The 22190-nt window shown below is 52.8% G+C and carries 21 protein-coding genes; 4 read left to right on the top strand and 17 right to left on the bottom strand.

Translation table 11 applies throughout. From position 1 onward, the window contains the following. Nucleotides 1-14: 14 nt before the first annotated feature. The 4 genes from K1718_RS16350 to K1718_RS16335 form a co-directional block, all read right to left on the bottom strand. Nucleotides 15-866 (bottom strand): DUF1365 domain-containing protein, encoded by an 852-nt coding sequence (locus K1718_RS16350; protein ID WP_265681534.1) that lies wholly within the window; start codon nt 864-866, stop codon nt 15-17. Further along, nucleotides 863-2158, bottom strand: a complete 1296-nt coding sequence (locus K1718_RS16345) for an NAD(P)/FAD-dependent oxidoreductase (protein WP_265681535.1) — start codon at nt 2156-2158, stop codon at nt 863-865. Before K1718_RS16345 ends, K1718_RS16350 begins: the two co-directional genes overlap by 4 nt. A gap of 285 nt (nt 2159-2443) precedes the next feature. Next, nucleotides 2444-3043 (bottom strand): hypothetical protein, encoded by a 600-nt coding sequence (locus K1718_RS16340; RefSeq protein WP_152501964.1) that lies wholly within the window; start codon nt 3041-3043, stop codon nt 2444-2446. A 1072-nt stretch (nt 3044-4115) separates the two neighbouring features. Beyond that, nucleotides 4116-4559 (bottom strand): MarR family winged helix-turn-helix transcriptional regulator, encoded by a 444-nt coding sequence (locus tag K1718_RS16335; protein WP_265681536.1) that lies wholly within the window; start codon nt 4557-4559, stop codon nt 4116-4118. Between the two features lie 292 nt (nt 4560-4851). On the opposite strand from K1718_RS16335, the gene K1718_RS16330 reads away from it, so the two are divergent. Next, the gene (locus tag K1718_RS16330) at nt 4852-5079 is read left to right on the top strand and encodes a hexameric tyrosine-coordinated heme protein (protein ID WP_152501963.1); all 228 of its coding nucleotides are present in this window, start codon (nt 4852-4854) and stop codon (nt 5077-5079) included. 180 nt (nt 5080-5259) lie between these two features. Here K1718_RS16330 and K1718_RS16325 read toward each other — a convergent pair whose 3' ends face one another. Genes K1718_RS16325 through K1718_RS16305 form a run of 5 tightly spaced genes read right to left on the bottom strand, consistent with a single transcriptional unit; the run spans nt 5260 to nt 10692 of the window. After that, nucleotides 5260-6705 (bottom strand): M81 family metallopeptidase, encoded by a 1446-nt coding sequence (locus K1718_RS16325; protein WP_265681537.1) that lies wholly within the window; start codon nt 6703-6705, stop codon nt 5260-5262. A gap of 19 nt (nt 6706-6724) precedes the next feature. Beyond that, the gene (locus K1718_RS16320) at nt 6725-8635 is read right to left on the bottom strand and encodes a beta-N-acetylhexosaminidase (protein ID WP_265681538.1); all 1911 of its coding nucleotides are present in this window, start codon (nt 8633-8635) and stop codon (nt 6725-6727) included. 4 nt (nt 8636-8639) lie between these two features. After that, a complete protein-coding gene (locus K1718_RS16315) occupies nt 8640-9440 on the bottom strand; it encodes an SDR family oxidoreductase (protein WP_247649250.1) in 801 nt (266 codons plus the stop codon). After that, nucleotides 9433-10299 carry a MurR/RpiR family transcriptional regulator gene (locus K1718_RS16310; RefSeq protein ID WP_152501959.1) on the bottom strand — a complete coding sequence of 289 codons (867 nt, stop codon included), beginning with the start codon at nt 10297-10299 and terminating at the stop codon, nt 9433-9435. Before K1718_RS16310 ends, K1718_RS16315 begins: the two co-directional genes overlap by 8 nt. A 6-nt stretch (nt 10300-10305) precedes the next feature. After that, the gene (locus tag K1718_RS16305; protein ID WP_265681539.1) at nt 10306-10692 is read right to left on the bottom strand and encodes a RidA family protein; all 387 of its coding nucleotides are present in this window, start codon (nt 10690-10692) and stop codon (nt 10306-10308) included. Between the two features lie 87 nt (nt 10693-10779). On the opposite strand from K1718_RS16305, the gene K1718_RS16300 reads away from it, so the two are divergent. The 3 genes from K1718_RS16300 to K1718_RS16290 are packed head-to-tail and all read left to right on the top strand — an operon-like array spanning nt 10780 to nt 13891. Beyond that, nucleotides 10780-11301 (top strand): hypothetical protein, encoded by a 522-nt coding sequence (locus K1718_RS16300; protein ID WP_371419537.1) that lies wholly within the window; start codon nt 10780-10782, stop codon nt 11299-11301. A gap of 2 nt (nt 11302-11303) precedes the next feature. Further along, nucleotides 11304-12827 carry a M81 family metallopeptidase gene (locus tag K1718_RS16295; RefSeq protein ID WP_152501956.1) on the top strand — a complete coding sequence of 508 codons (1524 nt, stop codon included), beginning with the start codon at nt 11304-11306 and terminating at the stop codon, nt 12825-12827. Beyond that, complete coding sequence (locus K1718_RS16290) at nt 12824-13891, top strand: D-TA family PLP-dependent enzyme (protein WP_152501955.1); 1068 nt, start codon at nt 12824-12826, stop codon at nt 13889-13891. The genes K1718_RS16295 and K1718_RS16290 overlap by 4 nt, the downstream gene beginning before the upstream one ends. A gap of 91 nt (nt 13892-13982) precedes the next feature. Here K1718_RS16290 and K1718_RS16285 read toward each other — a convergent pair whose 3' ends face one another. From K1718_RS16285 to K1718_RS16250, 8 genes are all read right to left on the bottom strand, one after another. Further along, nucleotides 13983-15110 (bottom strand): ABC transporter ATP-binding protein, encoded by a 1128-nt coding sequence (locus tag K1718_RS16285; RefSeq protein WP_152501954.1) that lies wholly within the window; start codon nt 15108-15110, stop codon nt 13983-13985. A gap of 70 nt (nt 15111-15180) precedes the next feature. Next, nucleotides 15181-16395 (bottom strand): ABC transporter substrate-binding protein, encoded by a 1215-nt coding sequence (locus tag K1718_RS16280; RefSeq protein ID WP_265681540.1) that lies wholly within the window; start codon nt 16393-16395, stop codon nt 15181-15183. Between the two features lie 41 nt (nt 16396-16436). After that, nucleotides 16437-17279: a carbohydrate ABC transporter permease gene (locus tag K1718_RS16275; protein ID WP_152501952.1), complete on the bottom strand. Its 843-nt coding sequence runs from the start codon at nt 17277-17279 to the stop codon at nt 16437-16439. Next, complete coding sequence (locus K1718_RS16270) at nt 17276-18166, bottom strand: carbohydrate ABC transporter permease (RefSeq protein WP_152501951.1); 891 nt, start codon at nt 18164-18166, stop codon at nt 17276-17278. Before K1718_RS16270 ends, K1718_RS16275 begins: the two co-directional genes overlap by 4 nt. An 8-nt stretch (nt 18167-18174) precedes the next feature. Next, nucleotides 18175-19341 carry a Gfo/Idh/MocA family protein gene (locus K1718_RS16265; protein WP_265681541.1) on the bottom strand — a complete coding sequence of 389 codons (1167 nt, stop codon included), beginning with the start codon at nt 19339-19341 and terminating at the stop codon, nt 18175-18177. Further along, a complete protein-coding gene (locus tag K1718_RS16260; RefSeq protein WP_265681542.1) occupies nt 19338-20102 on the bottom strand; it encodes a copper homeostasis protein CutC in 765 nt (254 codons plus the stop codon). Before K1718_RS16260 ends, K1718_RS16265 begins: the two co-directional genes overlap by 4 nt. Next, nucleotides 20099-21010 (bottom strand): ROK family protein, encoded by a 912-nt coding sequence (locus K1718_RS16255; protein ID WP_265681543.1) that lies wholly within the window; start codon nt 21008-21010, stop codon nt 20099-20101. The genes K1718_RS16260 and K1718_RS16255 overlap by 4 nt, the downstream gene beginning before the upstream one ends. A gap of 262 nt (nt 21011-21272) precedes the next feature. Next, nucleotides 21273-22154 (bottom strand): N-acetylmuramic acid 6-phosphate etherase, encoded by an 882-nt coding sequence (locus K1718_RS16250; RefSeq protein WP_265681544.1) that lies wholly within the window; start codon nt 22152-22154, stop codon nt 21273-21275. Nucleotides 22155-22190 lie beyond the last annotated feature (36 nt).

Genomic DNA, 22190 nt, shown 5'->3' with positions numbered 1-22190 from the left:
AACCTCTTGAAATGTTATTCATTTGATGCCAGCGAGGCGTGGCGGTTGTGCCGATCCGGCCCCCCATCCAATGCATCCTGCGCGGGCCGAGGGTGAAATGGTACACGCTTCCGCCAAATTTTAAAGGCTTCCCAATGGATGGCGGCCATGATTTTGAAAGTCAGAAATGGCACCCGCAGGCATTCTCCAAGTATGGAACCTGTCGAGAACTTCTTTCTTTCCCCGGAAAACGTTGCTGAAAGAATTGGACCTTTGGCATCCTTTTCCAGAATCCGTACGCGAACACTATCGCCCGGTGGCAGCATCCTGAAACAATAGTGTTGCTGCATGCTCAGGAACGGAGACACATAAAACTCCTTACGCTGTGTCTGTCGAACACCGGCGTCGGACATCTGGCCCGGTTCCACGGGGAGGGCATAAGTGTGCAGTCCCCCGAATGTATTGCGAACTTCGTAGACGACACCGGTCAGCATCTCATCTTCGTCGTAGGCGTAGTAGACACTCAAAGGGTTGAAGCCGTAACCAAGCAGTCGCGGATACGCCAGAAGCAATATCCGTTTTGGGGCAGCAACGCCCTTATCTGCCAACAACATCTCTACATGCTGCCTAAGACAGCTACCGTCTCGAGGGCCGTGGTCCTTGTGGTGAAACGACAGCAAGTTGAACTTGTCGACCGAAAAGAGCCAGCTGCTGCGCGATGCCTCTTTCAAGCGGTCGAGATCCAACAACATTGAGAAGACCCGATAGTCAAACCTGTGAGTCTTCGGCTTCATGCGATGATGCATGACCGAACCCGGATAAAGCGAGACTGCGCTTTCAGGCGCAGGCCCGTTGTCGCGTAACCTGTTGTTCCGCGATGAGATCATTCGGCAGCTTCCAGAAAGGTGTCATTGTCCTGACGTTCCCAGGGCAATTGAGCCCCAAGCGATCTGGCTACACTCAGGCCGGACGAAAGCCCGTCTTCATGGAAACCGTGGCCACCCCAGGCACCGCAGAACCAGGTATTCCTGACACCTTGAATATCTCCCAGGCGCTTCTTGGCCGCCAGCGCGGACGCATCGAATTGAGGGTGATCATAAATGTATTTGGCGAACGTCTTGTCTTCGTCCGGCGCTTCGAACGGGTTGAGCGTCACAAACACAGGCTTGCTACGATCAATGTTCTGCAATCGATTCATCCAGTAGCTCACCGTTACGTCGCGTGTTTCTCCTGCTTCACGGTCTGACATGTAGTTCCACGATGCCCAAACGCGTTTGTTCTTTGGCATCAAAGCTTCATCGCGATGCAAGTAGACTTCATTTGGACGGTATCGGATTGATCCCAGAATTTCGCGTTCTTCCGGACTTGGGTCGCCGAGCATGGCCAGGCTTTGATCCGTATGGCTCGCCAGGATCACATGATCAAACACATCAGTATGGCCAGTGGTGTCTGTGACGATAACACGCCCGTCTTTACGGAGAACCTGAGTGACAGGTGTTCCCAATCGGATTTTTCCAGCCAAGGGCGCGATGAGACGGCTGACATAGTTTCGGCTACCGCCGGAGATCGTGCGCCAAAGCGGCCTGTCGGTGGAAAGCAGGCGATGATTGTCGAAGAAGGCGACAAAGCTTTCTGCGGGATAGGCGCGCATTTCGTTGATCGGAGTCGACCAGATAGCGGCTCCCATGGCGAGCAGATAGTCGTTGATGAAGCCGCTCGAATAGCGTTCTTCTTCGAGGTAGCCACCGAGCGTCTTCCCGGAAAGTCGTCCGGCCTTCAAGTCTTCAACCGACGCCTTGTTGAAACGAAAGATGCCACGCAGCATACCCAAAAAGCGTGGAGAGAAGATGTTTTTGCGCTGTGCGAATATCGTATTGATAGAGTCGCCCGACCATTCGAGTTGGCCCCTGTCGGCGGACAGTGCAAAGCTCATGTCGCTGATTTCACTGGCAACGCCAAGATGGTCAAGCAAAGCGGTAAAATTGGGGTAATTGAGTTCGTTGTAGACAATAAATCCCGTATCGACGGACATTTTTGTGCCGTCATAGTCAATGTCTTCTGTCGCGCTGTGCCCCCCAGGGCGGGTCCGCTTCTCGTACAAAACTACATCGTGTCTATCGCTTAGTGCCCAAGCTGCGCTGTTTCCGGAAATACCGGAGCCGATGACGGCAATCCGCATGTTTGTTCCTTTATGTGACTGGGCAGGCCTCTGAAGGTTCTCGCCATGGTGAAACTGTTTTTTGTTTTCTTACCCACTTACGGCTCTACAGGAAGCGCGGATCACGCAGGCCAATGAATTTTAATATATTTTTGTGATTGAGTTTGAACAACACCATTGCTTGGCGGATTGCAGCAAAGGTTGGCTGGAAAGAAAAAACGCCCCACCAATAAACTGGTCGAGCGGTCTTTCCAACAATCCAGCAAGCCCGATTTTCGCAGGCTGCTTGAGAAGTTTGTCTTGTCATCAAGCCTGGATGGTATCGACAATCCAATTCCAGGCAACTTCAACACGGACTCTGGCGGCGTCGAAAAATGCGACCACCTTGTCCCAGACCATCTGTCCGAAGTCGGCAACATGAAGCATGGGGCCTGTTTTCGGATCCCGCTCTTCACCGGATTCGATCAGTTCGACAGTGGTAGCGTCCAAACCGTCATTGACGACACGACGGGTCACAGTCAACGCTCCTTCGGTCACGAGCCTGGACTCATCCTTGCCGGCGACGACTGTGTTCTGGTCCATGGCGCGAACAACTACAGCCCTTCCATCCGGAAGCAGGTGAGTCTCGTTCGTGCTGACTTCGGAATCGTAAATGACTTCACCATAGGAATCGATCAGTTCGACCCAAACGGCCTTACGACCATCAAGTTCGATTTCACCAACCCAGATCGTGAGCTCACTTTCCAGTGGGTCCATTTGATCCAGTGATGCTGACGCTACCGTCACGGCCAGACGGTCTTCAGGCAGCGTTATCGTTTCTTGAGGTAATGGCGCTGCGGCTGCGCTTCCCGCCAAGGCGAGGATGAGGCCAAGCGCAAATGTTCCTGCTCTGGTATTCCGTTGCATGTTCGCCTCCCAAGGCAAATACAACTCTATTTTACCGCGCCTGAGACTTTATTTTGGTCCTTTTGGACTCTTCAGCCTTTTCGGCAATTCCGTCTATTGCGGATGCGCCCCTAGCACGCGGCCACGATTTAGCCATTATCGCACCACAATCTCGCAATTAAGTGTAATAAAGATCACAAAATCGGTTGATTCCGGTTACTTTCAGTTAATAAGTGTGGTCTGCAGGGGTCAATTCAAGAAGCGTCACGGGTTTGTGAGCTAAAATGACCTGTAAAAACTGCCAATATACGTAGCGTAACTTTCTTGACTGTGACTTTTTTACAATGGTTGCATTCAGTATATGTCGTGCAAATACAGGTCAGTTTTCTTTACCTAAATTCCGATGATTGTTTGTGTGCACCGGTATTATAGCGCCTGATTGTACGGCATGCTTGGGAGCAATTTGGAAAGCGAAGTCTTCAAATGAAAACTCCGCCGGATCTGTCCGGCGGAGCTCTCTCGGGAACAATACGGTCGATGGGGTTACGTATCGCGATCCCGTTGTGCCTCTCAGGCCTAATTTGCGGTGTTATTTGCTGCCGCTTAAGGGTTCAGGTCGGAGGCGAAGTCTTCGATATCGGAATGAAATACCAAGTCGCTGGGGAGAAAGAATCCACCTGTTGAATTTGTTCTACAAATCCAACAGAGATGAGTGCTCAGTCACATTCAACCCTGTAAAAATTGACAATAAAAATAGAGATGTGGATTTTTTGTGTCTATAATCTGGCAACTAAATAACGGAAAACAAAAGGGAATGAACACTTTGCTGGGTGCTTTTGCTTTTTTTTGTAGCCTTAATTAATTGCGCCGGAAAGTTAGGCGAAACTGAATTGCTTGTTGTTTATTGCTGCCAAGGGGGCTGAGCTTCAAGAGTCTAAGCCGTTGTGCGATCTGAAGGTTTCAAGCCCTATAACTTCTGCAGAACCGTTATTCGAGGGTTCGCAAAAGCTGTCTTGCCCGTCTTGAGCGTAGAGCGGCATCGCAAGATATGACTAGGTGCTGTGCCAGTCGAATCTTTCAGTGGTCCAAAACGCTAGTCACGAGCAATTTTCGCACAGATCCGAATGACTTGTTGCGCCTCAGCCACGGATAGGCCAGTGCGTTCAAATACATCCAGGGAAATATCACAGCATTTGGCCCAGGTTTTATGGCCTGCCTCGGTCAGTGCGATAATCTTTTGGCGTTCGTTTCCCTCCTGAATTTGGCGGATCAGGAGACCCTTGCTTTCAAGTCTTCGGAGCATTGGTGTCATTGTTGCCTTTGACACTTCCAGGCGGCGGGCAAGTCTGGAAATCGAAATGCCGTCTTCTTCAGCTAAAGCCATCAAAACCAGGTATTGCGAATACGTCAGATCATAGGACTTGAGGAGCGTTTGGTAATGCTGCCCAACCGCGTTCGATGCTGCGTAGAGGGCGAAGCACAATTGATTGTCTAGCCTGATCTTCGGTTTTTCGTTCGGTTCGGTTCGATCGGGCAATGGGTTCAGGCCTTTGATCTCGTGTGGATAAGAGTTGGTAACATCACGTGAGTTTCTCGCAAGATATTTTTGTTGCAAAAAGTAAGCAAGCAAACTATTAGATAGTTTATTAAATGAGTGAGTTCAGAGCACAGTGTGACTGGCCCTGGTTACCGGCAGAGTATTGTCGTCGATTTTTCCAGGCCTTCGACTGGACGTGAAATTGTTGCTGGGGGAAGGCAGCGCCTGTGTTGAGCTTCTTTCGCAGTGCCACTGAACACCATTGATCAATCATGAACAGAGGGAGTTATTCATGAGCTGGCTACCGAGTTTGAAAACTGCCACACCCGAAGAAGGCTACAGCCTCGCGATAAAGATGTCGCGAATGGCCGTAAAAATGACCCAACCGGATGACGAGATCAGAAGCAAGCTTCGCGCTGATTATGCCAATAATGCTGACAGCCTGACGATGGCGTCTCACGTCGTTGCGACGAACTTTCAAACCGTCGCCCAGGCCAACAATTTTTGGATCCAGTCCTAAACACTCACAACGCAATTCTGCGGATGGTTGATCACTGATCATCCGCTGGTTGCAACAGCATTCTGAATTACGCCCCAGTGGCTGCTCCGTGCGCAGTTTGAAGGTTAAAGGTGTTCTTGTTTGGCATGGCGAAACGGCAAAAAGCAGCTGGGAAACTGCGACCGGTGCAATTTCATGGGCTTACGACGCTTTGTTCGCAACTCTTGCAGAAAGCCTTGCCGTTGGCAGCCAATCGAAGTCTTGTTGAAATGGAAAGGATGGTGATTGGCGCTGTTCGTTTTGCAGAGCGCGGATGTCCTGATTTACGGCTCCGTTTGTCAGCGCCATTCGTGGCGGACAGGCGATCGGCGCTAGTTCAGGAGACAGATATCCAGATTTAACAATCAGGTATAGGGCGCTGGTGGGGTCGATACCGAATGCTTTGAAATCATCCAGCTTGTGGAATGGACGGCGAAATTCCGACAGGATCACGAGGTTCTTGGCAACCTCGAGCAACAGCTCTCTCGACTTGGTATCAGGATCGCCGCGTTTCAGTTGCACTTTCGCTTGGCACGCCACGGTTGGGCAAGAGCTTCCATGGGCTCCTCCAATCATGAGATCAAGCTCGGTATCAATTTCAGACCACCAAGCCGCCTCGACCGCTTCCGGGTCTGCAATGCCGGCGAAAACTCCACCTTCCATACCTTTTTCAAGCCAGAGGTGAAGCACGTCCGTCCTGTCCCCTACGCCTCCACCGGTCGGGTTGTCGCCACTATCTGCGAGTATAAAAGGATGAGTTTTGCAGTCCCTGGCATCTGCCAGGCAGTCCTCAAGTGACTTCGTTGGAACGCCAAACCGGCAGTTCTCACGATTGTTCCAATAACCGGCCGCGATGAGCTCGGCAGCTTTCTTGGTCGCCGCGGGATCTGTACCGGTCACAACGGCAGAAGCTGTCGCTCTTTCAGTATCGGCCCAAACGTAGCCTACCATCAAATTGCTGTCTTCTACGCCGTGAGATGCGTCAAACAACGGCAAGCCCGTGTAAAGCGACTTCATCGGTTCGTCTTCAGTGCTCGTTCGCTCCCCGGGATGAAGAACTGGTACCGGTACCCAGGCAACACATCGTTTGGGGCCGCCGTTAAGTTGGTCTATCAACAGATTGGCAGCGCGTTGGTGGGTTTCCTGAATGTCAATATGGGGAGCTGTCCGATAGGCGCAGAAAATATCGATCTGATCTATGATTTTTTGGGTCAGGTTACCGTGTAAATCATAGCTGACCGCAATCGGTGGATTTGGTCCGACGATTTTCCGAACAGCTGAAATCCAATCACCTTCCGCGTCGTCCAAGCCGACAACATGCATTGCGCCATGCATGATCAGAAGTACACCGTCTACGGGAAGACTGTCCTCAAGCTGTTTCAGAAAGTCTCTTTTAAAGGATTGATAGCAGGCCGCATCGACTGGACCTCCAGGGACAGAACGGGCATGAAAGAGGGGTTGAAAGGTGATTTCGGCAAACCGGCCACTTGCCAATCCTGCCTCTCTCATAAGGTCTTCGCCGCGAACAATCTTAAAGTCGTCTGCGGTTTGGATCAGAGGAGAATAAGTGCTGCATTCTGTATGGATACCGCCAACCGCTACTTTCATCGTTCGCCTGTCGTCTTATTCAAAGGGTAGGGAAGATCGCACTTGCCGCTGCAAAGCGTTGCCAATTTTTCCGGTCAGGTGACGTCCAACCTGATTCCGCAACAGCATAAATTCTCGGAAAGACCATGTGATTGAAAAGCGCGTTGTCAGTGAGGTGCTCACTCCAGATGCAGGCTTGAACACCTTTCAATTGGTTCAGTTTGCTCTCATCAAGACCGTCTGAAGGCTCATAAGCATAGGATGCTTCAGGCGTGGAAACGCCAGCCCAGCTTGCGCCAGGTTCCCTCCAACCGGAGGCCTGAACCATGTCGAGATAATAGTGTTGCCCAGGCGTGCTGATCACATCGTAGCCCTGGTCAATCAACTCCTTTGTCACCTCGCGCTTTTGCCAGGCCATAAGGAGGACGCCGTCCGGATCTATTCCGCCACCGTGTGATACCTCATCCCATCCGGCAAGTTTCTTGCCGTGCTTTGCGAGGATCTTGCGCACTCTGCCCATGAAATACGCTTGCAATTCCAGCGTTCCGGTGAGGTTCTCTTCACTCATCAACCGCTGTGCTTTGGGCGACTCCAGCCAGGAGTGGACATCAACCTCGTCGCCGCCAATATGAATGAATTCGCTGGGAAACAGGCTTGCGACTTCCGCGAACACCTTTTCCAGAAAGTCATAGGTTTCATCCATCGCCGGGTTAAGCGCGTTGTTGGGATAGCCCTGAATGGAGTGATAGCTGTTGTCGGGTTCGGCCTGATCGGCAAATTTGGGATAGGTTTTCAGGACCGCGGTTGAATGACCCGGTGCATCGATTTCCGGAACGATATCGATGTTGAGATCAATCGCGTGGGAAACGATGTCTCTGACATCATCCTGAGAATAAGATCCTTCGTAAATCTCTGATGAAAACCCGAGTTGCCCAACTTGTTGGCAACCAGGACCGCGTTTGGCTCCACTGCTTGTGAGTTCAGGGTAAGCCTTGATCTCAAGACGCCATCCTTCGTCATCTGTCAGGTGCCATTGCAGAACATTCATGCGGCCCCAGGCCAGAATGTCGAGCAGGCGAAGCACTTCATTCTTCTGTCTGAAGTGGCGTGAAACATCCAGATGCGTTCCTCGCCACCCAAACCTGGGAGAATCTGCAATCGTCCCCGTAGCGGGAAAGCGGTAGGTGCCTGGGTCGACATAAGCGCCGTAGGCGATTTGTGCCAGCACGGTCAAACCATAGTCGCGGCCTGGTTGCCCTCCATAGCTGAGTACCGCCTGGTCGTCCGAAAACTCGATGCCGTAGGCTTCGTCGGACAGAGCAACATCATGCCTCAAGACAAGTGCGTGTGTATTAGCAGAGGCTGAAAACCTGAACGGAAAGGGGGCGTCTGGAAACAGGCGCTTTGAAAGACCGTTTATTTTTGCAGCTGCCGCCTTTTCTTCAGACGTTCCTTCAGACAAATGGAATGCCGTTATCTTGTCTGTCCACGCCGAAACACCGATTGACTGGGGCCAAGGCACGATATGGATTGGCAAGTCCACCATGCCGATTGGCACATTTCTGCGCTCACCGGTATCTGAATCCGGTGGCGTATCGAGATCATTGCAGAGGACCTCGATAATTTGACCAAATACGGTGATATAGGCTGATTTTGGCCCATCAAGTCGGTGACGGGCCGGATTTACGAGGCCTTGAACAACGAAGTTCCAGCTCTTTCCTGGCTCAAGCTGAAACCCGGATGGCGGTGAGAGCTCATGAAAATTGGCAATGCGCGTCAGACCTTCCGCATTTTCCAGAGATGCGTTTGCGGCTGCGCGTGTCATTGCTGAATATGCGAGCGTGAAGGATTGCAGCGTCTTCTTGCCCGTATTGGTCAGGCTAAACTCCAGGCGCGCAACTGCGAGGTTTTCTGCGGGACGATAGAAACAGTCGAGGACAACTTCGGTCATGAATTCAAGTTCCGTCAAAGTCGGGCGATTGCGTAAACGTTCTGGGGAGGGCGGGGGAACCAGCAGTCAAGCCGCTGTCGACCGGAAGGCAGACGCCGGTGATGCATCTTGCCGCTGGACTCAACAAAAATGAAACAGCCTCGGCAATATCGGCCGGTTCCGGAAGTGCTTTGAATGGGTACCAGCGAAGAGCTTCTTCAAAAACTTTCGGATTGTCCGACTGTCTTGTTTTCCAGGCCTGAGTCTTCACGGTTCCGGGGGCGACGGCATTTGCCCTTAGTCCATATTTTCCGTATTCGACAGCGATTGCTTTTGTCGCGTGTATCAACCCTGCCTTGGCCGCACTGTAAGCAGGATGACCATAGGTCCCAAGCCCGTTCACCGAAGCGATATTGATGACGTTGGCATGCCCGCAGGCAATAAGATCATCTTCAAGCACCTTGAAACAGTTGAGCGCAGCTTCCAGGTTCAGACCAACGTCCTGCGCCAGATCTCCCCGTGTCATATGTTGGAGCGAGAGCGCGCTTGCCGCCCCGGCGTTGTTGATCAATGTCTCGACGGAACCAAGCGACCTGGCAAATACCGCCAACTCGACAAGACTGTCAGCGCTTGTCAGATCAAACGGAAGTCCCGACGCTCTGAAGCCTTGGTCTTGAAGAGATCTGACTGTCTTTTCAAGGCCGTCTTGGTCCAGGTCGACCGCAGCAATGGTGTAGGTGTTTGCCAATTTCTCCGCAATGGCGGCACCAATGTCACCAGCGGCACCTGTAACGACGGCGACCGGTTGTGAAGTCAGTTCAGTCACCAAGTGCCTCCTTGTCATCCTGATCACGGGTATTGGTAAGCTGATGTTTGACCCTACGCAGGGTCTCACGAGCTTCATCTCCGCGTCTCACCGCAATCAAAGTCGAAAGCAAATCGACGACAAAGAGAAACGCATAACGACTGCAGCTTGGTCTTAAGATGTTGTCGCCCTCCGGCAGATCGATCCCGATGGTGATATCAGCAAGAGCTGCAACAGGGCGATCAGGCCGGGTGAGTGCAATTATGGTCGCGCCATACGTTTTGGCAGCTTCAAGCGCGCGGGCCATCTGGACATTGCGTCCTGAGACGGAAGAAGCCACGACAACATCTCCGGGGCGCAAGGTTGCCGCGTGCATAAGCTGCATGGCGTGATCGGTAATGCTGACAGTGCGCAATCCGAGGCGGAAGAAGCGGTTCTGTATCTCGTCTGCAACCATCGACGAAGTGCCGCCAGCACCATAGGCTGCAACAAGGCCGGCATTGCTGAGCAGCTCTGCCGCATTCTGGACCGTCTCCATATCCAACGCGGACCTGGTATTTGCGGCCGTTTCCTGGAGCTGAACCATAAGACTGTCGGCAATGTCTTGCGGAGCCTCGGAAGCGGCATTGGTCGCAAGATAGCGGGTGCCGGCAAAAGTGACCTGGGCAACCTGCACCTTGAAGGCCGTATAGCTTTCACACCCAAGTCTGCGGCAAAACCGCGTCACTGTCGGCGGCGACACGCCAGCACGTTCGGCAAATTCGGTAATGCCCGCGTTGACGATAAATTCTGCGTCTTTGCGTAATATCGACGCCAGAATCCGTTCCGACTTTGACAGTTCAGGTTCAACACCCTGCAACACCGACAGAATGTCCCGCATAACCGATCAATCCGGTTTCTTGTAAGCGATACAGTCGATTTCCACCTTGCAGTCGACCATCATGGACGCTTGGACGCATGCGCGTGCGGGCGGATGCTCGCCAAAATAGGATTTATAGACTCCATTGAAAGACCAGAAGTCTCGCGGGTCATCAAGCCAAACACCAACACGAACAATGTGTTCAAGCCCGTATCCGGCTTCCTCCAGAATGGCGATGACGTTCTTGATTGTCAGATGTGTTTGTTCAACGATGCCGCCATTTACGATCTCTCCATCTTTCATTGCGACCTGTCCGGAAACATGAAGCCATCCGTCGGCTTCTACAGCGCGCGCAAAGGGAAGATTTTGGCCGCCGGCTCCTGATTTGTCGACTCCATATCGCGTAATGCTCATTTCAAGCTCCAAAATGAAAATGATTTACATAGTGGTTTGACATTGGTTTCATTTCACTCCTATATTTTGGAAAAATCAACCATACAAATGAAAATGGTTTCCGAAATGCGGGATAAATCTGAAAATCAAATCAATCCATTCTCGGGTCAGGATCCCGATCGCGCGGAAATCTGGGAAATGCTCGTTGAACGAGATATTACAGCCTTTCTCGCCGCCGACTGGGATCTCGTTTCAAACGACTTTGAGGAAGCTGCATTTTTCGGTATCGACGGAAAGAAGGTGGCCAATCCAGATGAATGGCAACTCGGTTTTCCCGATCTCGAAACCTATAAGAATGAATGGCTTCGTCAGGCAGAGGAATTTTCCAAGACCGATTTTGCGGAAGACACAAGAGCCGCGATCTTCAATGCAACCCGATTGACCAATATCGAAATCAATGGTTCCCGGGCCATTGCTCGCAAGAAATTCGATGGTCGGATCAAAAAGGCAGATGGTAGCGAAGACCGTTTGCTTTGGCAGACACTTTACTATTGCGTCAAAAACGACGGACGCTGGAAGATTTGCAGCTTTACAGGCTACTTGCCAAATCCGCTCGGCACTGCAATCTGAAGATGACCCAACGACGTGCCTTCACAGCCGTATTGGCAACAGAAACCAATACATTTTCACCAATTCGCATCGATATCGACGCTTTTGAAGCGTCTTTGCTCGCGCGTCCAGGTGAGCATCCAGACACACCGACACTGTGTTCTGCGGTAGTGACCGTTGGCCGGAAATTTGCCGAGGACAATGACTGGCAACTTATTGAGGGCACTTCCGCCTGGGCGGATCCTGCTGGTCTGGTGTCGCGTGACTGCTATGAGCTTCTGCGGGATGAAATCCTTGAACAGCTGAGAACCAACGGTCCTTTTGATGTTCTTGTCCTCGGCCTGCACGGCGCGATGGTTGCAGCAGAATATGACGACCCTGAGGGAGACTTCCTCACGAGGGTTCGGAAGATTGTTGGACCGACTGTTCCCATCATTGCGACCATGGATCCGCATAGTCATCTGACCCGCAAACGGGTGTCAGCAGCCAATGCTTTGATCGCCTTCAAGGAATTTCCTCACACCGACTTTGTGGAAAGAGCTGAAGATGCCTGGCGCCTTGCCGGAGAGACAGTTGCCGGTCGCACGCAGCCCGTCATGAGTGTTTTCGATCCCAAAATGATCGATGTGTTTCCGACAAGCAAAGAACCAATGCGCGGTTTCGTCGATGAGATGATCGCACTCGAAGCCGGAACCCCTGGCATTCTGTCGCTCTCGCTTGTTCATGGTTTCATGGCAGGTGATGTTCCGGAAATGGGTTCGAAGATCCTTGTGGTCACTAATGATGATCGCCTGTTGGGGGACCGGGTTGCAAAGGAACTTGGAGCGAAGCTCTATAGCTTGCGGGGCAAGGTCCGAAACCCTGAACTGACCCCCAGCGAAGCATTCGACAAAGCGCTTGGCTGTAAAGGGTGTCCGGTCACGATTGCTGATATGTGGGACAATCCGGGTGGGGGGACGGCAGGAGACTCGACGATACTTCTCGCTGAGGCCTTGAGACGTGGGATCACCGGGATCGCGTTCGGCAGCATCTGGGACCCGATTGCCGTCAAGCTCTGCCATGCTGCAGGCGAGGGGACGTCGATGAAACTTCGGTTCGGTGCCAAATCTGCACCCGAAACCGGAAATCCAATAGACGCTGAAGTGGACGTCATTCGCAATGTGAAGAATGCGACGCAGATCTTTGGAGACAGCATCGTCCCGATCGGCGATGCCACCTGGATCAAAGTACATGGGATCGACGTAATCTTGAACTCAACGCGAGCCCAGTGTTTCGATACAAGTCTCTTCACCAACTTTGGTATTGAGTTGGCGGATCTCAAAATAGTGGTCGTTAAATCGACCAATCACTTTTACCGGTCTTTTGCCGAAATCAGTCCGCTCATACTGTACTGCTCAGCTGGGCAGCCCTATCCGAATGATCCAAGAAAGACGCCTTATGAAAAGGCGCCTCGCGACATCTGGCCGATCTTGGACAACACGATGGCACCAGCTGAAGACGAGCAGGGAAACTTGAAAGCGACCGGCCGTTCAGGAGGCTTATTATGAGTGTCGGATACTCCATAAACGACTTGCTTACACCAGTCGTCGTGATTGATGAAACGGTCATGGAATCCAACATCAATGTCGCGCAGCAGTATTTCAATCGGATCGGCCGAAACTTCAGGCCTCACATCAAGACTCACAAAATACCCGCTCTTGCGTCATTGCAGGTCGCAGCAGGAGCAAAAGGTATCAACTGCCAAAAAATCAGCGAAGCTGAGGTATTCGCAGACGCGGGTTTCACAGACATCCTGATCACTTTCAACATGCTTGGTGATGCGCGATTGGACCGGCTCAAAGCACTGAATGCAAAGGTGGACCTTCAGGTGGTTGCCGACAACGGTCTTGTTGTTGAAGGCCTTGCGACCCGCTTTAACGAGAATGCCCCTTTGAAAGTGTTGGTCGAGTGCGACACCGGTTCGGAACGAAATGGCGTCCAGACACCGGAAGAGGCGGTAGAGCTTGCCAAGCAGATTGACCAAAAATCCGGTCTTACGTTCCATGGTCTTCTGACGTATCCAAAACCGTCGAGCGAGGCTGACGTTGAGGCGTTTTTCGCAAAGACAATCGACCTCCTGAAGCGCGAAGGGCTTGAGTGTCCGGTTGTTTCTCACGGTGGATCACCCAGTCTCTTTGATTCAGACCTGGTCAAATGTGCCACTGAACACAGAGCTGGCACATACATATTCAATGATCGCTCGATGGTGCGCGCTGGAATGTGCGACTATGAGGATTGCGCCATGCATGTGATTGCCACGGTGGTGTCCAGACCTACCGAGAACAGGGCCGTGCTTGACGCCGGTTCCAAAGCACTCACATCCGATCTGCTCGGCTTTGCCGATCATGGTCGGATGATCGGCTATCCAGAGGCCTCTATCGCGAAATTGAGTGAGGAACACGCCGTTGTCGATCTGAGCAGGTCGCAACAGAAACCTCAAATTGGCGAGCGAGTGCGGATCATACCCAATCACACATGTGTGGTTTCAAACATGTTCGACAAACTGGTTTTTCATCGGGACGGAGTGGTGACGCGCATTGAGCCCGTCTCTGCTCGAGGGCAAGTCGTCTAGGGCAATTTCGAAAGAAAAATTGCCCCGTCCTCCAGACGGCTTGCCCGATATTTGCACCTGCAATCAGGTCTACTACTCGGCCTGCGTTAGATCAGATTTGCATTTTGGCGGGGTCAAGATCTGACAATGCGACCCTGCGTTCGAACGCCACGCCATTTTCTTCAAACAAATGGCAGTCAGACCCGTTTAGACCCATTGCGACCGGCGTGCCGACCCTGGCAGGCGCAGAGCCCGGCAACAAAGAGCAAAATGTGTCTTTTGCTCCGTCCACCACACTGTAGGTGACTGTGTGGATACCGAGATGTTCAACCACGTTCGGGACGACTTCGATAGAAGCGTCGGCAGGGTTCAAGGTCAGGTCCTCGGGTCTGATGCCGAGGGTAAGGGTTTTACCCGAAATGTCGTTGTTGGCTGATACGCCAACCAGCAACTCTTGCCCATTCGGCATGGTCACTCTTGCGCCTTTTTCGTCAGATCCTATCCCTGTCACTTTCAGGAAATTCATTTTCGGGTTGCCGATGAAACCGGCCACAAAGAGGTTCTGCGGTTTGTGGTAGAGATCAAGTGGTGTCCCGACTTGCGAAATAACACCCTGATCTAGAACGACAATTCGGTCAGCCATTGTCATGGCTTCAACCTGATCATGCGTCACATAGATCATGGTAGCGTCGAGTTCGTCATGGAGCTTGGCAAGTTCCACCCGCATTTCTGCCCGCAGCGCTGCGTCCAGGTTGGAAAGTGGTTCGTCGAACAGGAACACCGATGGTTCCCGAACAATTGCACGACCGATCGCAACCCTTTGTCGCTGGCCGCCCGAGAGCTGGCCGGGACGGTGCTTTAGCCGTTCTTCCAGTTTGAGAATACGTGCAGCCTGGTGAACCTTCTGCTCAACCAGATCGTTGGAGAGCTTTTCGACCCTGAGCGGAAATGCAATGTTCTCGTAAACGGACATATGCGGATAAAGCGCGTAGGACTGAAACACCATGGCGATGCCACGTTCGACCGGCGGAAGGTTGTTGACCGTCTTGCCGCTGATCTCTGCGGTGCCACCGCTGATTTCCTCCAGCCCGGCGATCATGCGAAGCAACGTGGATTTGCCACATCCCGAAGGTCCGACGAATACAACAAATTCGCCATGACTGATGTCCAGTGAAACGCCCTTGATCACTTCCAGGTTGCCGAAGGATTTACGGACGTCATCGAGGCGTAGTTCGCCCATCGGAATTCCTCATATGTCTGAAAAGGTCCGGGCCCTCAAGAATGAGGGTCCGGACGAGTTTGCGGGAGGATTATTTGAATTCTTCCAGTTCCTCAGCGGCAAATTCCACCGCTTCGGACGGGTCGACATCGCCAGAGACAACGCCTTGGACAGCTTCGTTGATCGTGTCCTGAAGACCGACATAATCGGTTAGGAACGGCTCCGGTCCGCCTGTCGGAATTGCATCAAGAAATGCAGCCCAGGTCGGATCTTTTTCAACGAGGCCCTTCACCTCAGGCAGGTCACGCAGTGGCGTGAAACCTTCGGCCAGTTCAAAGGCCATCTGGTTTTCCGGATTGGTCAGCAGTTTTGCAAGTGACAGTGCCTGTTCTTCGACACCGCTTCCTTTAAAGACTGCCAGGGAATCCGTGATCAACAGTGTACCAGGTTTCCCACTCGGACCCACCGGGATCGGAGCGACACCCCAGTTGACAGAGTCGCCAACCTGTCCGCGTTCCCACGGACCGGAAATAAACATGCCGATCTTTCCTTCGGAAAAGAGCGGACGAAGCTTTGCGCGGTCATAGGCGATGGGGCCAGGTTGAGAGACGCTGGCCATCTTGCCGTAGAAGGCAAGCGCTTCCACGTTGTTCGGTGAATTGAAGACGATCTCGCCGTCGCTGTTAATGACTTCACCGCCGTTGGTGTAAACGTAGTTCATGAACTGGTGCATGGTGTTGTCAAAGGACGCTGCAGCCAGACCGAACCCGTCGGCGTCTGTCTTTTCCTTGATTGCCGAAGCGGCATTGTACATTTCGTCCCAGGTTTTGGGCGGCGTTTCTGGATCAAGTCCAGCTTCTTTGAAAAGGTCTTTGTTCCAGTAAAGGGCCTTTGTCGAAAACGCGCGCGGCAAACCCCACTGCTGACCACCGGCAGTAATTGTGCCGAGGATCGGCGGAGCATACGTCGCCTTTTCGTCTTCGGTCATGTTCACCGGAATGATCAGATCGTTGGCGGCCAGCTGCTTAAGCGTGCGAGACCCCATATAGGCGATTGCCGGCGGGTTACCCGCACTTGCAAGCGTCGTGGATTTTTCTTGACACTGACCCCAGGGAACAAATTCCACTGTGACATCATATCCAGGATTTGCAGACTTCCATTCCTCGATCAACTGCGCCTGGAGCGGGATGCCCGCACCTGTATCGTCGCCGCAGTTGATCATGTTGATCATCTTGTCTTCCGCAGCGGCTGCGCCGGTCAGACCGACTGCAAACACGCTTGCCATCAAAATGGACTTCATAGTCATTTTCCACCTCCGGTTATTGTGTGTGGGTTGCTATGCGGGACTTACTCCTTCACGGCACCGGCGGTCAGGCCCGCGACGATGTAGCGTTGGAGGAAGACGTAGAGGAGCAGCACTGGAAGGATGCCGACCAAACTTGCAGCCATCAGTTCGTTCCATACGACCGTTTGGCGACCAAAGAACTGGAACAGTCCGACTGGGAGCGGGTTGAGCTCATTCACCGAATTGAAGGTGAGAGCAAAGATGAATTGTTGCGCGTATGCCGCAATGAACGTTGCGATAGCGACGACCATGATGCCGGGCAGGGCGATTGGCAGTATGACCCGGATCATGGTGTAGAGTTTGCCGGCGCCATCAACCCAGGCAGCTTCTTCAAGCTCTCGCGGTATCTTCATTAGGTAGGAGCGCAGCAACCAGATACCTGTCGGGATAACAAACGCAGTGCCTGGAACAATCATCGCGAAATAGGTGTTCAGAACACCGAGCTGCTGCATCACCTTGTATAGCGGGATGATCAGAACCGCGCCGGAGACCATGTTCACGGCCAGGAAACCGGCGAGAAGGCCGGTGCGTCCAGAGAACTCAAATCGCGCAAATGCATAAGCAGCCGGAACGATGGCCAACAACCCGCAAATGGTGATCGCACTGGAAATGAAGATCGAGTTGACCATGTAGCGCGCTAACAAGGGAACGCTGCTCCACATTTGCCAGTAGGCTTCGAACGTCATGTTTTCCGACAGAAACCGATAGGGGATCGAAAACAGCGACTGCATTGGTCGCAATGACACGGTGAAAGCGGTGATAAACGGCGCGAGAATGAAGGTCAAAAACAGGGCGAGCCCGGCATAGATCAATACAAACTCGTACCAGCGATACTTGTTGATCATACCTCTTTGTCCTTCTTGGATAGCCTGGAAATCATCAGGAAGTAGAACGTTGAGAACAACGACAGGAAGACCACGATCATGACGGCACGTGCTGCGCCTTCGCCGTATTTGAACCGGCTGATCGCAGTCTTGTAGGTGTCGATAATCATTGTCGTGGTCGCGTTGCGAGGACCGCCTTCCGTCAGGATCCAGATGATGTCGAAAGAATTGAAGGTCCAGATGGCGGACAACAATGACATCGTCGCGATGGCTGGCATAATGAGCGGCAGCGTTATGCGGCGAAAACGATAGAACCTGGAAGCTCCGTCGACCCACGCCGCCTCGTGCAGGTCAGGCGAAATAGCCTGCATTGCCGCCAGTAGATAGACGGTGACAAGCGGGGTTCCGATCCAGACATCCGTGACAATGGTCGAGAAGAAGGCAGAAGACTTGAAAGCCAGAAATTCGAATGGCCCTTCAAGCAGTCCAATGGACTGACCAATTCCGGAGATCATTCCGAACTGCCCGTTATACATCCAGCCCCAGATGAAAACGCCAATCGGGATTGGGATGATCCAGGGAGGCATCACCAATACACGCATTAGAGTTTTGCCGGGAATGGCGGCGTTAAGAAGCACTGCTCCGAGTGTTCCGACGACTATTTTGAAAATAACAGACAGGGCCATCCAATAGAATGTTCGCGCGATTACCTCCGGAAAACGCCGGGAAAACATCTTTTCGTAGTTGGCAAAACCAACATAGTTTTCGACAGGCCGCAGCGAGGCATCAGTGAAGGACAAGCGGATGGTCTCCACAAGAGGCCATGCGACTACGATCAACGTCACAACTGTTGCCGGTATCAGCAATAGGTACGGGAAATAGTCAGTTTTTCGAGTGTTGAACGCCATTGTCCCCTCTAAGCCAACCCATAGCTGTCAAATTGGTCCCAGGTATCTTTCAAGTCGATAACGGTGCGTGTGTGACGTGCTTCATCGAGTTTGATTGCAGTGAGCCCTGCTTCAAGCGCATCAAGAACACCGACTGGCAACCCGCCGCCGATTTTGAAGTAGTGAACGAGGTCCTTTGCCATAGCTTCGTCAGCGCCGTAGTGACCGTCGCGCGCTTCAGCGAGCTGCGGTTTGTCGACAAGACGTTTCGATGTCAGCGCATCGTGCACTCGGAAATAGTTCCGGATGAAATCACCTTCTGCCATGCCCTTGGTGCCCATGATCGCAAAGCGCCGGAATTCATCGGGGACATACATATTTGTATGAAAGCAAAGGTTCGCACCGTCTTCATATTCAATCAGTGCTGTCTGGTAGTCGATGATGTCACCATCTGAATCGAAGTCTGCGTTTCCACCACCCCATCGAGGTGTGAACGGGTCGACACGGCCTGAGACTTCTGGTGCAGGGAAGCTATGGTCCTGTTCGGGACGGTTTTCCGGAACGAAGCTCTTCCGGCCACCGAAACTGGAAACAAATCTCGGACGGCATCCGACGACGCCTTGATAGAGATCGAGGTCGTGGCAGCATTTCTCGAGCATGAAGCCACCGGAATTCTTCTCATAACGGCGCCAGTCCCGCATGAAAAAGGAGCCATGGTAAGGACCGATATGTTCTGCAGCCTCGATTGAAACGACTTTGCCGATCTGACCTCCGTCCAGGCTGCGCCGAAGTTCGGTGTAAAGTGGCGAATAACGCAAGACCAATCCGACAAGTACTCGTTTCGCTCCGTCATTCGCCTTCATCAATGACAGCAGCTCAAAGGTTTCCTCTTCGCTGACGACAACCGGTTTCTCGCAGAAAATGTAAGGCACGTCGGATTGAAGAGCTGCCCGGAGGTGGTCGAGGTGCATGAAATTTGGAGAACCGATCATCAGGAGATCAAGGTTTTCCTTTGCCAGCATATCAACGGGGTCTGAATAGCTTCTCAGGCGTTGCCCGGATTTCTGCTCAACATGTTTCAAGCCGGCAGGGGTAGGGTCCACATAGACTGCCGGTTCGAGGTCCGTGGAAACATCCTGAAGGCAATTGCTGACATTGGCTATTCGGGCGCCAAGGCCAAGGTAACCGGTCTTCATGCTGCGGCCTCCAAGTATTTGTCCATGGCATCTCTCAATGCACGCACGAGCTTCGCATCTGTTGATCGGACGCCGGTTTTGGCAACAAAGCCGAGTTTGTTTTCAAGGGCATCGGGCGACGGCGCATCCACATAGGAGGCACAAGATGCGTGGAGTTCTCGGACGCCTGCGTGCAGAAGAAGTCTCTCTGCACTGGCCGCTGAAACACCGGAACCTGCCATGATCGAAATCCGGCCCGCAGCTTGTTTGACGGCAGCTGCGAGTGCGTCGCGGCCAAGATCCGCTGTCGTGGCTTGGCCGGAAGAAAGAATGCGTTCAAATCCGAGTTCGATAGCGGTTTCCACCGCTATTGAGTAATCCTTCACTGTATCGATTGCGCGATGAAGGGTGACGGGCAGTGTTGTGCTTTCAATAGCTGCAGCCAGAAAGTCTCGATCCAACTCGCGCCGTTCGGTAACAGCACCAATGACAACCCCTTCCAGACCAGCGCTTTCGGCCATCTGGATATCGCGCAACATCAGTGCCTTTTCTGCGTCCGAAAAATAGAAGTCGCCTGCACGCGGTCGGATCATGGCATAAACGTCAACAGGCAGCTTTGAAGCTGCCGACATCATCCCGGCCGATGGCGTCAGTCCGCCGTCGCCCAGTGCTGCACAAAGTTCAATGCGATCAGCTCCACACTCTGCAGCCGTCCAGGCACCTTCAAGAGTATCGACGCAAATCTCGAGGATGAGGTTGTCGTTTGAGGGGGGTAAACTCATGCGGCCCACTCCCTGAACGACATGCGGGCAACGATACCCGCGCCCTGCAGGCCACCATTTTCCGCAAAATGGCCTTTCAGAAGCAATGCCTGATCATATTTCGCCAAGACAATCTCGCGGGTCTTGCGATCAATCAGATCAAGCAAAGTGGTGTCGTTGGAAAGCCCCCCGCTAACCGGAATAACGTCAGGTCCAAGCGTATTGACGAGGACTGAAAGAGCACGAGACAGAAGCGTTGAATAAGCATCAATCGTTGACGCGGCTTTCACATCTGCCTGGTGCCATGCCTCGGTGATTTCCTTGCTGGAAGCGGTAATGCCGTGAAGCGACTGGTGGATCCTTTCCAGGCCGCGTGCGGAACAGATCGCGTCGATGCAGCCAATTTGACCGCACCCGCATGCATAGTGACCGATACCCTTCAACTGGCCACCTGCGGTCGGGTCCAAAACGGGACCATGCCCCCATTCACCTGCTATGCCCCCAAAGCCCTTTACCAGCTTGCCATCTATGACAAGACCACCGCCAACGCCGGAACCCAGTATTATACCGAACACGACGGATCGACCTCTGCCGGAACCGTCGACGGCTTCGGCAAGCGCGAATGCATTTGCATCATTTGTGATAACAACGGGGCGTCCCAGAGCTCTTTCCAGATCGGACAACACGGGACGTCTGTGGAGGCAGGGAATATTTGCAACGTCGGCAATTCCAGACCGTTCATCGAATGCGCCGGCAAGTGAGATTGAAATTGGAGTGCCCGCACTTTCGGCGCACGAGTGAATGGCGCTTACAAAAGCTTCCCAGTCAGCGCCAGGCGTAGCGACGCGGCCGTTTTCTATAACGGAGCCATCTTCACGCAGCGTCCCGTGCCGAATGAAGGACCCCCCAATATCGAAACAGGTGATCATCGCCTGTATTAACGCCTCTGGATCTATTTGTTTGTGTCCATTTATAATACCAATATGCAACCAATTGAGGTGTTAGTAAACCAAAAAAATAATTGGCCTGATTTTTTTAACGATTATGGCCGTGAGGCAGCGCCCGTTTCAAGCAGCGCAATCAGCCAACGAATAACTGAAATATTACTGCGCGCGAACGTGGAGCCAACTGCCTGAATAGGGAGGAGCTTGTCACGAATTCACAGAATTGGATGAGCGAGTGGGGTGCAGATCAGAGCAGGGCGCGCAGGTTGCCGTCGTATCTATTCAGGATGTCTTCCGCCTTGTCGACGCTGACATCCTCCCGAATCATGACAGCTGCGATTTTTACCCGACCATTGGCCTGATTTAGAGCATTGGCTGCGGTTTCTTCGGTGCAGCCGGTCAAATCCTGCAGCATTCTCTGGGCGCGAGACCGCAGTTTTTCATTGTCGGCAACCAGGTTGACCATATGGCCGCGTACAGCGTGACCGAGCCTCAGGGCAACCAGAGTTGACAGCATGTTGAGTGCGGCCTTTTGCGCGCTCGCTGCCCCCATGCGCGTTGAGCCTGCAATGATTTCAACGGGGGTGTTTAACAAGACCGGATAGTTCGATTGCTTGGCGAGCGGGGTGTCGGGATTGTTTACAATCGCGATTGTCTCAGTGCCTGCTTTTGCGGCGGCCTGAAACGTGCCGAGCGTATAAGGCGTTGTGCCACTTGCTGAAACTCCGATCAAAATGTCGCCGTCGCCCAGACCGCTTTGATCAAAGTCTTGAATTCCCAACGCGATGTCGTCTTCGTGCGCGCCGGCAAGGTGAAGAAGATTCTCAACGCCGCCAGCGTAAAGCATGCGCATCCGATCGGCAGGGAAGCCGAAAGTACCTGGCAGTTCCAGGCAATCTGAAAGCGCGGTCAGACCGGCGCTTCCAGCGCCTGAATAGCCAATCTTGTTTCCGTTCTGGGCTGTCTTTTGAAGGGCTGCTGCCGCATTGACAATTTGCGGTAGCGCAGGACCCACGGCTTTCAACGCTTCCATCTGCCGCTCAAGCAGCAAGGATAGAACTTCTTCGTCAGATCTGTTTGAAAGACCGATGGCAAGCGGGTCTCGGTCTTCTGTGGTCGGCAGCGTCATGTTCCGGGCTCAGGTCACTTAAGCGGTCGGTTGGCG

Source organism: Roseibium porphyridii, from assembly GCF_026191725.2.
In the GTDB taxonomy this organism is placed as follows: domain Bacteria; phylum Pseudomonadota; class Alphaproteobacteria; order Rhizobiales; family Stappiaceae; genus Roseibium; species Roseibium porphyridii.
The sequence above is the reverse complement of the archived record's forward strand: the minus strand, read 5'-3'. Positions and strand labels throughout refer to the sequence as shown.

What these genes read in the sequence shown, in the direction of transcription:
- K1718_RS16250 (WP_265681544.1), bottom strand. Translation starts at nt 22,154, where the DNA reads ATGACGCTGCCGACCACAGAAGACCGAGACCCGCTTGCCATCGGTCTT.
- K1718_RS16310 (WP_152501959.1), bottom strand. Translation starts at nt 10,299, where the DNA reads ATGCGGGACATTCTGTCGGTGTTGCAGGGTGTTGAACCTGAACTGTCA.
- K1718_RS16320 (WP_265681538.1), bottom strand. Translation starts at nt 8,635, where the DNA reads ATGACCGAAGTTGTCCTCGACTGTTTCTATCGTCCCGCAGAAAACCTC.
- K1718_RS16290 (WP_152501955.1), top strand. Translation starts at nt 12,824, where the DNA reads ATGAGTGTCGGATACTCCATAAACGACTTGCTTACACCAGTCGTCGTG.
- K1718_RS16275 (WP_152501952.1), bottom strand. Translation starts at nt 17,279, where the DNA reads ATGATCAACAAGTATCGCTGGTACGAGTTTGTATTGATCTATGCCGGG.
- K1718_RS16325 (WP_265681537.1), bottom strand. Translation starts at nt 6,705, where the DNA reads ATGAAAGTAGCGGTTGGCGGTATCCATACAGAATGCAGCACTTATTCT.
- K1718_RS16340 (WP_152501964.1), bottom strand. Translation starts at nt 3,043, where the DNA reads ATGCAACGGAATACCAGAGCAGGAACATTTGCGCTTGGCCTCATCCTC.
- K1718_RS16285 (WP_152501954.1), bottom strand. Translation starts at nt 15,110, where the DNA reads ATGGGCGAACTACGCCTCGATGACGTCCGTAAATCCTTCGGCAACCTG.
- K1718_RS16305 (WP_265681539.1), bottom strand. Translation starts at nt 10,692, where the DNA reads ATGAGCATTACGCGATATGGAGTCGACAAATCAGGAGCCGGCGGCCAA.
- K1718_RS16280 (WP_265681540.1), bottom strand. Translation starts at nt 16,395, where the DNA reads ATGACTATGAAGTCCATTTTGATGGCAAGCGTGTTTGCAGTCGGTCTG.
- K1718_RS16255 (WP_265681543.1), bottom strand. Translation starts at nt 21,010, where the DNA reads ATGATCACCTGTTTCGATATTGGGGGGTCCTTCATTCGGCACGGGACG.
- K1718_RS16295 (WP_152501956.1), top strand. Translation starts at nt 11,304, where the DNA reads ATGACCCAACGACGTGCCTTCACAGCCGTATTGGCAACAGAAACCAAT.
- K1718_RS16330 (WP_152501963.1), top strand. Translation starts at nt 4,852, where the DNA reads ATGAGCTGGCTACCGAGTTTGAAAACTGCCACACCCGAAGAAGGCTAC.
- K1718_RS16270 (WP_152501951.1), bottom strand. Translation starts at nt 18,166, where the DNA reads ATGGCGTTCAACACTCGAAAAACTGACTATTTCCCGTACCTATTGCTG.
- K1718_RS16260 (WP_265681542.1), bottom strand. Translation starts at nt 20,102, where the DNA reads ATGAGTTTACCCCCCTCAAACGACAACCTCATCCTCGAGATTTGCGTC.
- K1718_RS16350 (WP_265681534.1), bottom strand. Translation starts at nt 866, where the DNA reads ATGATCTCATCGCGGAACAACAGGTTACGCGACAACGGGCCTGCGCCT.
- K1718_RS16300 (WP_371419537.1), top strand. Translation starts at nt 10,780, where the DNA reads ATGAAAATGGTTTCCGAAATGCGGGATAAATCTGAAAATCAAATCAAT.
- K1718_RS16265 (WP_265681541.1), bottom strand. Translation starts at nt 19,341, where the DNA reads ATGAAGACCGGTTACCTTGGCCTTGGCGCCCGAATAGCCAATGTCAGC.
- K1718_RS16345 (WP_265681535.1), bottom strand. Translation starts at nt 2,158, where the DNA reads ATGCGGATTGCCGTCATCGGCTCCGGTATTTCCGGAAACAGCGCAGCT.